General features: G+C 32.3%; 10 protein-coding genes. 8 read left to right on the forward strand and 2 right to left on the reverse strand.

What is annotated here, in order from left to right; translation table 11 throughout:
- From SULYE_RS02975 to mraY, 8 genes are all read left to right on the forward strand, one after another.
- The coding region (locus SULYE_RS02975) for an MqnA/MqnD/SBP family protein (RefSeq protein WP_007546369.1) at window positions 1-588 on the forward strand (588 nt) is incomplete at its 5' end.
- Window positions 589-604: 16 nt separating this feature from the next.
- Window positions 605-1075, forward strand: a complete 471-nt coding sequence (locus SULYE_RS02980; RefSeq protein WP_007546371.1) for a response regulator — start codon at window positions 605-607, stop codon at window positions 1073-1075.
- Between the two features lies 1 nt (window position 1076).
- A complete protein-coding gene (locus SULYE_RS02985) occupies window positions 1077-1421 on the forward strand; it encodes a toprim domain-containing protein (protein WP_007546373.1) in 345 nt (114 codons plus the stop codon).
- A gap of 312 nt (window positions 1422-1733) precedes the next feature.
- Window positions 1734-2492, forward strand: a complete 759-nt coding sequence (hisF, locus tag SULYE_RS02990; protein ID WP_007546375.1) for an imidazole glycerol phosphate synthase subunit HisF — start codon at window positions 1734-1736, stop codon at window positions 2490-2492.
- Window position 2493: 1 nt separating this feature from the next.
- The gene (gene cimA, locus SULYE_RS02995; protein WP_007546377.1) at window positions 2494-4077 is read left to right on the forward strand and encodes a citramalate synthase; all 1584 of its coding nucleotides are present in this window, start codon (window positions 2494-2496) and stop codon (window positions 4075-4077) included.
- A gap of 185 nt (window positions 4078-4262) precedes the next feature.
- On the forward strand, window positions 4263-5213 hold the full coding sequence (locus SULYE_RS03000) for an Rpn family recombination-promoting nuclease/putative transposase (RefSeq protein WP_007546379.1): 951 nt from the start codon (window positions 4263-4265) through the stop codon (window positions 5211-5213).
- A 59-nt stretch (window positions 5214-5272) separates the two neighbouring features.
- Window positions 5273-5845 carry an RNA methyltransferase gene (locus tag SULYE_RS03005; RefSeq protein ID WP_007546381.1) on the forward strand — a complete coding sequence of 191 codons (573 nt, stop codon included), beginning with the start codon at window positions 5273-5275 and terminating at the stop codon, window positions 5843-5845.
- Between the two features lie 9 nt (window positions 5846-5854).
- Complete coding sequence (gene mraY, locus SULYE_RS03010; RefSeq protein WP_007546383.1) at window positions 5855-6922, forward strand: phospho-N-acetylmuramoyl-pentapeptide-transferase; 1068 nt, start codon at window positions 5855-5857, stop codon at window positions 6920-6922.
- A gap of 226 nt (window positions 6923-7148) precedes the next feature.
- Here the strand turns inward: mraY and SULYE_RS03015 are convergent, their stop codons facing one another.
- Both SULYE_RS03015 and SULYE_RS03020 read right to left on the reverse strand, forming a co-directional pair.
- Entirely contained in the window at window positions 7149-9116 is a 1968-nt protein-coding gene (locus SULYE_RS03015; RefSeq protein WP_007546384.1) for a sensor histidine kinase, read from the reverse strand.
- A complete protein-coding gene (locus SULYE_RS03020; protein WP_007546385.1) occupies window positions 9113-9880 on the reverse strand; it encodes a citryl-CoA lyase in 768 nt (255 codons plus the stop codon). The genes SULYE_RS03015 and SULYE_RS03020 overlap by 4 nt, the downstream gene beginning before the upstream one ends.
- Window positions 9881-9905: the final 25 nt, after the last annotated feature.

The following is a 9905-nucleotide window of genomic DNA, read 5'->3' on the forward strand; positions in this document are numbered from 1 at the left end:
TACGGACCTATGGTAGTAGCAAAAGAAGAGTTTCCGGCTAACGAATTAAAGAATAAAACAATAGCTGTTCCCGGTACGCTGACATCTGCGTTTTTAGCCTTAAAACTTTATGAGCCAGATATAAATTATGTAGTATTTCCATTTGACCAAATTATAGATGCTGTAAAGGAAGGAAAGGTTGACGCCGGGCTGATAATTCACGAAGAACAGCTAACTTACCAAGACGAAGGTTTAAAATGTATTGTTGATTTAGGAAAATGGTGGTATGAAAAATCAGGAGGTCTTCCGCTTCCACTTGGTGGCAACGTAGTCAGAAAAGACCTTGGAACTGAAGTAATGAAAGAAATTTCCGAAATATTAAGGGAAAGCATAAAGTACTCCTTAGCACACAGAGATGAAGCAGTTGAATATGCATTAAAATATGCAAGAGGAATAACAAAAGACAAGGCAGATAAATTCATAGGAATGTATGTGAATGACTTAACAGTAGACTACGGAGAAAGAGGGAAAAAAGCAATAGAACTATTTTTAAAAGAAGCTTATGAGAAAAAAATAATTCCAGTTTTACCAGAGATTACTTTCGTATAACAAAGAGGTATTGACGATGAGGATATTATATTTAGGTAAAAGTGAAGAGATATATACAATATTAGATGAAGTAGCTTCACTTAGTCAATCAGAAGTAATAAAAATAGGGTCAGTAAAGGAAGCATTGGATATTTTGGCAAAGGATAGAAATTTCCATGGAGTGGTAGCTCATCCAAAGGTTGACAACATTCCTTCGCTCCAAGTTTTAGCATTTATGAAAAGAGATGAATCATTAAAAGATGTTCCATTTATTATAATAGCAGAGAATATAACAAAAGACGATACAGATTATTACAAAGCAATGGGCGCAGCTGAAGTTTTTGAAATACCTTTTAATCCTTTAGAAGTATTTTTAGTAATTACAAATAAATTAAAAGATGCGAAAGGCGAAGAAGTAGTCAAACAAATTCTTCATGAAGCTAAAAAAGATAAATCTATCTTATTAAAGATTATAGAGCTTATTAAAAAATTATTTGGAAAAAAGTAAGTTGAGTGAACTCCAAAGCTTTGAAGATTGGAAAGAAAAACTTAGAGAAGAGTCTATAAAATCGGATGTATGCGTTTTGGTAGAAGGAATTAATGATTTGAGAAAGTTATCAAACTATGGAATACAGAATATAATCGTTCTAAAAGGTCAGAGATTTTATGATGTTGCCGAGAAAATCTTAGAAAAGTACAATAAAGTAATAATACTTTTTGATTTGGACAAGCATGGAAATAAAATGGTTCAGCAGTTTAAAAAGATTCTTGAAAATGAAGGCATAGAAGTAGATTTATCTTTTAGAGAGTTTTTAAAAGGTTTAAATATCGAAGAAATAGAAAATTTACCGTAGGCAGCATTGAGAGTTCTGCAAAATTTTTGAAAGCTACAGAATGTATTAGGTATAGCTTTACCTTTATTTTTAAAATTATAAAGATTTTTATCTAACAGATTTCTTCTTCTAAAAAGAGGAAAAAGGAGGTACTTCGCTTACGCTTAGAATGGCATCTTAGGTTATCCTTTCTCTGATATTTATTAATCAACCTCTGACAGTCATCCTGAGGACGTAAGTCCGAAGAGTCTCATTTTTAAATTTTATAAAAAACACTAATTTCTTATCCCGAGGTATGTTAAAATAACTATTTATTATATTAGGAGTTAAGAGTTGTTAGCCAAAAGAATTATACCTTGTCTTGATGTTGATAAAGGAAGAGTTGTAAAAGGTGTCAATTTTGTGAATCTTATAGATGCAGGAGACCCTGTTGAAATTGCATCTGTATATGATAAAGAAGGTGCAGACGAGCTTGTATTTCTTGATATAACTGCATCATCTGAAGATAGAAATATAATTTTAGATGTTGTTAAAAAGACAGCGGAAACTGTTTTTATGCCTTTAACCGTTGGTGGTGGTGTTAGGTCGTTAGAAGATATTAGAAAGCTTCTTGAAAATGGTGCAGATAAAGTTTCTATCAATACAGCAGCTGTAAAAAATCCATCTCTCGTAGAAAGTGCAGCAATTAGATTTGGCTCTTCAACTATCGTAGTGGCGATAGATGCTAAAAAAGTGGGAGAAAACAAATGGGAAGTTTACATTCACGGTGGAAGGACCCCTACAGGAATAGACGCGATAGAATGGGCTAAAGCGGTAGAGAGCCTTGGAGCTGGCGAAATACTTCTTACTTCTATGGACAAAGATGGAACAAAAAGCGGATATGATATAGAACTTACAAAAGCCGTTTCAGAGACTGTTAAAATACCTGTTATCGCATCCGGTGGAGCCGGCAACGTTCAGCATTTTTATGAAGCATTTGAATATGGAAAGGCTGATGCATGTCTTGCTGCATCTTTATTTCATTTTAAAGAAATAGAGATTTCTGAGCTTAAAAGCTTTCTAAAAAATAAAGGTATAAATGTGAGGTTGTAAAATGGAAAAGAAAGTTTTAATATACGATACAACTCTTAGAGATGGTACTCAGGCTGAGGGTGTTAGTGTTTCTGTTGAAGATAAATTAAGAATAGCAGAAAAACTTGCAGATTTTGGTGTTCATTATATAGAAGGCGGATGGCCAGGCTCTAATCCAAAAGATATGGCATTTTTTAAAGAGGCTAAAAAACTAAATCTTAAAAACACAAAGCTAACAGCATTTGGTTCTACAAGAAGAACAAACTTAAAGGTCGAAGATGATCCGCAGATTCAAGACCTGATAAAGGCAGAGACACCTGCTATTACAATTTTTGGGAAATCATGGGATCTACATGTTAATGAAGCACTTAAAACAACCTTAGAAAAAAATCTTGAAATGATTTACGATTCTATCGTCTATTTAAAAAAATACACTAACGAAGTAATATTTGATGCTGAACACTTTTTTGATGGATTTAAAGAAAATCCTGAATATGCAATTAAAGTTTTAAAAACAGCACAAGAAGCAGGAGCAGATTATTTAATACTTTGTGATACAAACGGCGGAAGTCTTCCAACAGATATAGAAAAAGCTTTTAAAGCTGTAAAGGACGCCGGAATCACTGCAAAACTTGGAATTCATACTCATAATGACTCAGACACAGCTGTTTGGAACTCAATTGTTGCAGTCTTAAATGGAGCTATTCAAATTCATGGAACTATAAACGGTATTGGTGAAAGATGTGGAAATGCAAACCTTTGTTCTATAATACCAAACCTTATGTTAAAACTTGGATATGAGGCAATACCAAGAGAAAATCTAAGAAGATTAAAAGAAATTTCAAACTTTGTCTCCGATATTTTAAACATGCCTGTTCCTAAAAATATGCCGTATGTAGGAGATAGTGCGTTTGCTCATAAAGGCGGTGTCCACGCATCGGCTGTTCTTAAAAATCCAAGAAGTTATGAGCATATTTTACCTGAAGAAGTTGGAAACAGAAGAAAAGTTCTTGTTTCAGACTTGGCAGGTAAGAGTAATATTATTTATAAAGCAAGAGAAATAGGTATAGAAATAGATGAAAAAGATGAAAGATTAGTATCTCTTGTTCAAGAAATAAAAGAGCTTGAGAATCAAGGATATCATTTTGAGGCGGCAGAAGCGTCCTTAGAATTACTTATAAGAAAACATCTTGGAACGCTACCAAAGTATTTCGACCTTGATGCTTATAGAGTTTTAATAGCACGCAGATATACAGACAAAACACCTATATCTGAAGCTACTGTAAGAATAAGAATAGAAAATCATTATGAGCATACAGCATCCCTTGGACATGGACCGGTTAACGCACTTGATAATGCTTTAAAAAAAGCTTTAATATCTAAGTATCCATCTTTAGCAGAGGTTGAGCTTATAGACTACAAAGTTAGAATCGTGAATGAAAGTGGTGGAACAGCAGCAAAAATAAGAGTGTTGATCGAAAGTAGAGATAAAACAAAAAAATGGGGTACTGTTGGAGTCTCAGATAACATTATAGAAGCATCTTGGCAGGCTGTTGTAGACAGTTTTATTTATAAATTGGTTAAGGATAACATACAACCAGCATAAAAAAGTAAAATGAGAGATTTTGGTTTTCGTAATTGGACTTGTTTTAATTTTTTCATTCACATCTTTTGCAAGAGTTATTAAAATTTGGGACTTATGCGAAACTTGCAAGACATTTGGATGGTTATTTTTTGTGTAATAGAATGAAAAAGAAATGATTTAAAACGACGAACAGGATAGGAGTTAGAGTGGAAAACAAAGAAAGTATACAACCTCACGATTGGTTTTTTAAGCAAGTATTCTCAAACTCAAAAAACGTCCAAGACTTTCTTAGTATTTTTCTACCCGACCTGTCTCAAAAAATACAGCTAAGCTCCTTAGAGTTAGTACCATCAGAAAAATTCTCAAACAATCAGAAAAAACATTTTCTTGACCTGCTTTACAAATGTAAGCTAAACGACAAAGAAGCATATATAAGATTAATATTTGAACATAAATCATATGTAGACAAAAAACTACCACTTCAGCTTATGCAGTACAACGCCGTTATTTGGGAAGAAGCATTAAAAGAAAAAGATTACTATCCACCAATCATAAACATAGTCTTTTATCATGGACAGACAAAATGGAACTTTCCGACAACCATTCCAGATATAGAAGATGAAGAGTTAGACAAATACATCCAAAAACTTAACTATATCCTCATAGATCTAAACAAAATAGAAGATGAAAATCTAAAAAGGTACTTAAAGAAAAATGTTGATTTAATCATGGAAATATTGATAATGAAGCACATTCATGATAGGTTAGAAAGGATAAAAACTTTACTCAAAGATGTGATAGTTGAATGTTCGGAAGATTGTTTTGTTATAATTCTTAATTATCTTGTATTAGTAAAAAAAGATTATGAGAAAGTTAAAGAAGTTTTTAAAGAGATAACAGGAGGTGAAGAAAAGATGATGTTATTCACTGAAAAATTGAAAATGGAAGCAAGGATGGAAGGAAAAATAGAAGGAAAAATAGAAAGTTTAAGAGAGAATATAATAGATTTGATAGATGTAAAGTTTGGAGTAGTTGATAAATCTATAGTAGAAAAAGTTAATCAAATAGATAATATAGAAACTCTAAAGCAAATTTTAAGATTAGTTGGAAAAAGTCAAAGCTTGGATGAAGTAAAAGAAAAGCTAAGTAGTTTATAAATATTAGAATTGAAAAGTCAGAAATAGCTCAGAAATATAAAGAATAAAAGGAGGCAGAATTGACAAACGACAATGTTTATATTTCTGTTATCCACTATCCGGCAAAGAATAAAGAAGGAAGATGGGTATGTACATCATTTACAACCTTAGACTTTCATGATGTAGCAAGACCGGTAAGAACATATGAACTCCAAGCATATTACATAGTCCAACCATTAGAAGCGCAACAGTTTATCATCAAAGAACAACTTAAATATTGGACAGAAGGATTTGGCTCTAAATTCAATCCAAAAAGGTCTATGGCCGGTAGTATGGTAAGAGTTGTCTCATCCATTACACAGATGCTTGAAGAAATAAAGAAAGAAAAAGGAAAATATCCTAAGTTAATAGGTACGTCTGCAAAAAAATACCCACAAACTGTAAGTTATGGTGAGATGAGAGAAATTCTGAAAAATAAAGATGAAATATTTTTGATCCTTTTTGGCACAGGTTGGGGAATGCCTGAGGAGTTAGTTTCAAGCTGCGATTATATATTAGAACCTATTTTAGGTCCGGGCGATTATAATCATCTTTCTGTAAGAAATGCTGCCGCAATAATATTAGATAGGCTATTTTCAATAAATAGATGCTAAGGAGAGGTTATGTTTTATCATTTATTTTATGAGTACTTTGATATTAATCTTTTTAAATATATAACATTCAGAGGTTTTTATGCATTAATTACTGCATTTTTTATTTCATTGCTTATTGGTCCTTATGTAATTAATAAATTAAAAATTTTTCAGAATAAGCAAGGTGGTTATGTAAGAGAAGATACACCAGACTGGCATCAGATGAAAAAGCACACACCAACAATGGGCGGCGTGATGATTTTGATTGTTGTAAGTTTAACATCTTTATTATGGTGTAGATTAGATAATCTATATGTATGGCTTTTAATCTTAACATTTTTATCATTTGGACTGATTGGATTTATCGATGATTATAAAAAAATAAAAGATAAAAAAGGACTATCTTCAAAAGCTAAGTTTCTTATGCAACTTTCGGCGGCTTCTATTGTAGCTTTTATTCTTTATACTTATCCAAAATTTAATACAGTTTTATATGTTCCGTTTTTTAAAAATTTATCTATTGATTTGGGAGTGTTTTATCTATTTTGGATGATTTTCATAATCGTTGGAGCGTCTAACGCTGTGAATTTAACAGATGGTCTTGATGGCTTGGCAATAGGCCCTTCTTTAATATCCGTTGCAACGTTTTCAATCTTTGCATACATAACCGGTAACGCAGTATTATCAAGGTATTTATTTATACCTTACATAGATGGAAGTGGAGAGATAACGGTTTTCTTAATGGCGTTGTTAGGCGGTGGTCTTGGTTTTCTGTGGTTTAACTCTTTTCCGGCTGAAATGTTTATGGGGGATGCTGGGTCATTATCAATTGGAGCAGTTTTGGGATTAGCATCTATAATTACAAAACAAGAACTAATCCTTGCAGTTGTTGGCGGCATCTTTGTAGTAGAAACTTTATCGGTAATTGCACAGGTAGCATATTTTAGATTGACAGGTGGTAAGAGGCTGTTTAAAATGGCTCCGATTCATCATCATTTTGAATTGGCAGGACTTCCTGAACCAAAAATAGTTGTTAGAGTGTGGATAATTTCTTTATTATTATCAATTATAGCATTATCAACGTTAAAGATAAGATAAGTGAGAAAGGAGACTGCTTACAAAAATCCACGCTGTCATTCTGACGAGACTGTTCTAAATCATGCTGTCATTCTGCAACCGTGCGAAGAATCTCATGTCTTTCTTTTCAAGTCAAAAAATTAAAAAAGAGATCCTTCGGACTTTGTCCTCAGGGTGACAAGTAAGGGCAAATTTACAAAATTTTTAAATACTCTTACGTTGATTTTTGTAAACATTCATTCTCAATTTATGCCTCCTCGCTCAACTCTATTATAAATATACCACCTTCAGAAGATGGTACTGCATAGATTTTACCTTTGTGTTTTTCTACAACTTCTTTCGCTATTGATAGCCCAAGTCCACTTCCTTTTGGTTTTTTAGAGTAGTAAGGTAAGAATATTTTGTTAGCATCTTCTTTGCTAACACCTTTTCCATTGTCTTTGAAGATAATTTTAATCTTGTTGTCTTCTTTATAAACAGAGATTTTTAAACTGCTTGCCTCTTCATAGCTATTTTGGACGATATTTATGAATGCTTGTTTTAAAAGCTTTAAATCTCCTTTTATCTTAAAATCACCCTCACACTCAATATAAATACTAAATTTTTCATCTCTATAGCTTTCTGTAATCTCTCTTAGAAGGGTGCATAAATCAATTTCTTGAAGGTTTAATCCAGACAAAGAATTTCCAAACTGATTAAACTCTCTTACGAGATTTGCTAAATAGTCTGTCTCTTGAGTGATTATTCTTACTGAATTTTCAACGATCTCATCAAAGTTTGGATTTCGTTTTTTCCAGCTTCTTAGTATTCTTTCTGCCGATAGTTTTATTGGAGTTAATGGATTTTTTATTTCATGGGCTATTCTTTGTGCCACATCTTTCCACATACTTAGCTTTTGTGCTGCTATTATATCTGTAATGTCATCAAAAACTATAACAAAACCTTTATCTCTTATGTTACTGACCTTAACTATAAGCGTTCTACCGCCTTTTTCTATTATCTGCTCTTTTTTACTATCAAGATTTACATTTAAAAACTTTGCAAATTCTTGAATATCACTTTTTCTAAAATTTAGAACATCTTGACCTAAAATAAAGGTTGCTGCATTGTTTATATTTTCGATTTTGCCATCTTCTGATGAGTATATTACACCTGTACTAATGTTGTTTAAAATTGTTTCCAAGTATTCTTTATTCTTTCTTAAGACAGCGTTCCTTTCTTCAAGTTTTTTATACAGTAGATTTAATCTTTCAACCATTCTATTGAATTCTTCAATCAATATGCCAAATTCATCTTGAGACTCAAGGTTTATTTTTACGTTTAAATCTCCTTCTGATAGTCTTTTTGCCCCTTCTACCAATGCTTCAACAGGTTTTGTGATGTTATTGACAATAAACCTACTAAACCATACAGTGGCAAAAATTACAGCCATTGTAATTGTAAGTAAAATTAAAATGTAGCTTATTCTAATTGGCGCTTTATAGTTTTTTAGGTCATTATAAATTTGTAAAATTAAAGCTGTGTCTTCTTTTGACAGTAAAAGCTCTTTTGGAAATTCGTAAACAAGGATTATTTTCTGATTTGCTTTTAGCTTACCACCAAAAACTATTTTATTTTCATAAACGCTAAAACCATCTTTGTACAATGCATCAAAAACTTCTTTATCGTAAGGCTTGCCATAAAATTGAATCAATCTTCCGTCGGTGTCATAGATCGTCAACGTTCTTAAATTAAAAATATCAACTGCGTCTTTTGGGTCTATTTTATTCTCATCAATTAATCTATAAACTTTGTAAAGCCAATCTTGATTGGATTGAATGTTTTGGCTTATTATCTCATCTAACTTTCCAAGGGCATTGCCAACCTTTCCGGCAAACCATAAGTTTGTTGCACTTGAAATTATTGATACCGACACTGTAAAAAGTATTAATGAAGGTATAACGACAAACGAGATTAAAATAAGTGTAAGTTTTATTTTTAGCTTTCCTTTAATCCCTTCCTCAAACAGTATTTTTATAAGATACCTTAGAGTATATGCAAAAATGATGATAAAAAAGATTAGGTCAAGATTAAGTATAAAAAGAAAGACATATGGATTTAAAACATCTTTGACCTTTTCAAGCTTTCCAAAAATATAGTAATTGCCTACTATAAAAAGAAATAAAGAAGCTGAAAATATTATTAAATTTCTTTTTAGATTTTCTCTTTCAGTCAAAGCTCTCTTGGTGGGTTTCCTAAGTATTCTATTTCTGTTTCTTCATCAAGTCTTCTAAAAATAACTCCTTCTGTTAGCTCTTCAAATGCGTGTGCAACTAAACCGGGTATTCTACCGATTATAAAAAATCCTTTTCCAAGTCTGTAATCAAAGCCCATATCTGATGTAATGGCTGCAATTGCTCCATCTACATTTAAAACAAGCTTTTTTCCTTTTATTTTTTCTATTGCATCTTCTAAGGATACAGCAAACTCACAATGTTTACCATAAAATCCAAGCTCTTTTGCCAAATCTAACAATTTTTTGCTTCTTGGGTCAAAATCTTTGTAAAACTTATGTCCATAGCCGGAGATTCTCCATTTTTCTTCTACAGCTTTTTTAGCTATTCTTTCTGCAAGTCCATAAATATCTTCTTCATCTTTTGCGTATTCTTGAAAGAATTTCATGGCATCTTCTAAAGCTCCACCATGATATTCTCCAAAAGCTAAAACACCTGCTGCGACGCCAACGTGAAGTTGATTTCCGCCGGAGATTACATTTCTAAGTGCTACAACAGATGGTGGTGCAACTCCATGGTCTATTACAGATGTAAAGATTGCATCAAACATCCTTTTTTCATTTTCTGTTGGAAGTTCTCCTTTTAACAAAAGATAAATGCTTTCTGAAAATGTAAGCTTTCCAATCATCTGAGTTAACGGATAGCCTCTAATATATGTCTCTTCTTTTGTGTTTAATGTAATTTTAGTTTGCCATTTTTTTGCCATGATTAGCCCCTTTTTGACTTTAATC

Source organism: Sulfurihydrogenibium yellowstonense SS-5 (assembly GCF_000173615.1).
In the GTDB taxonomy this organism is placed as follows: domain Bacteria; phylum Aquificota; class Aquificia; order Aquificales; family Hydrogenothermaceae; genus Sulfurihydrogenibium; species Sulfurihydrogenibium yellowstonense.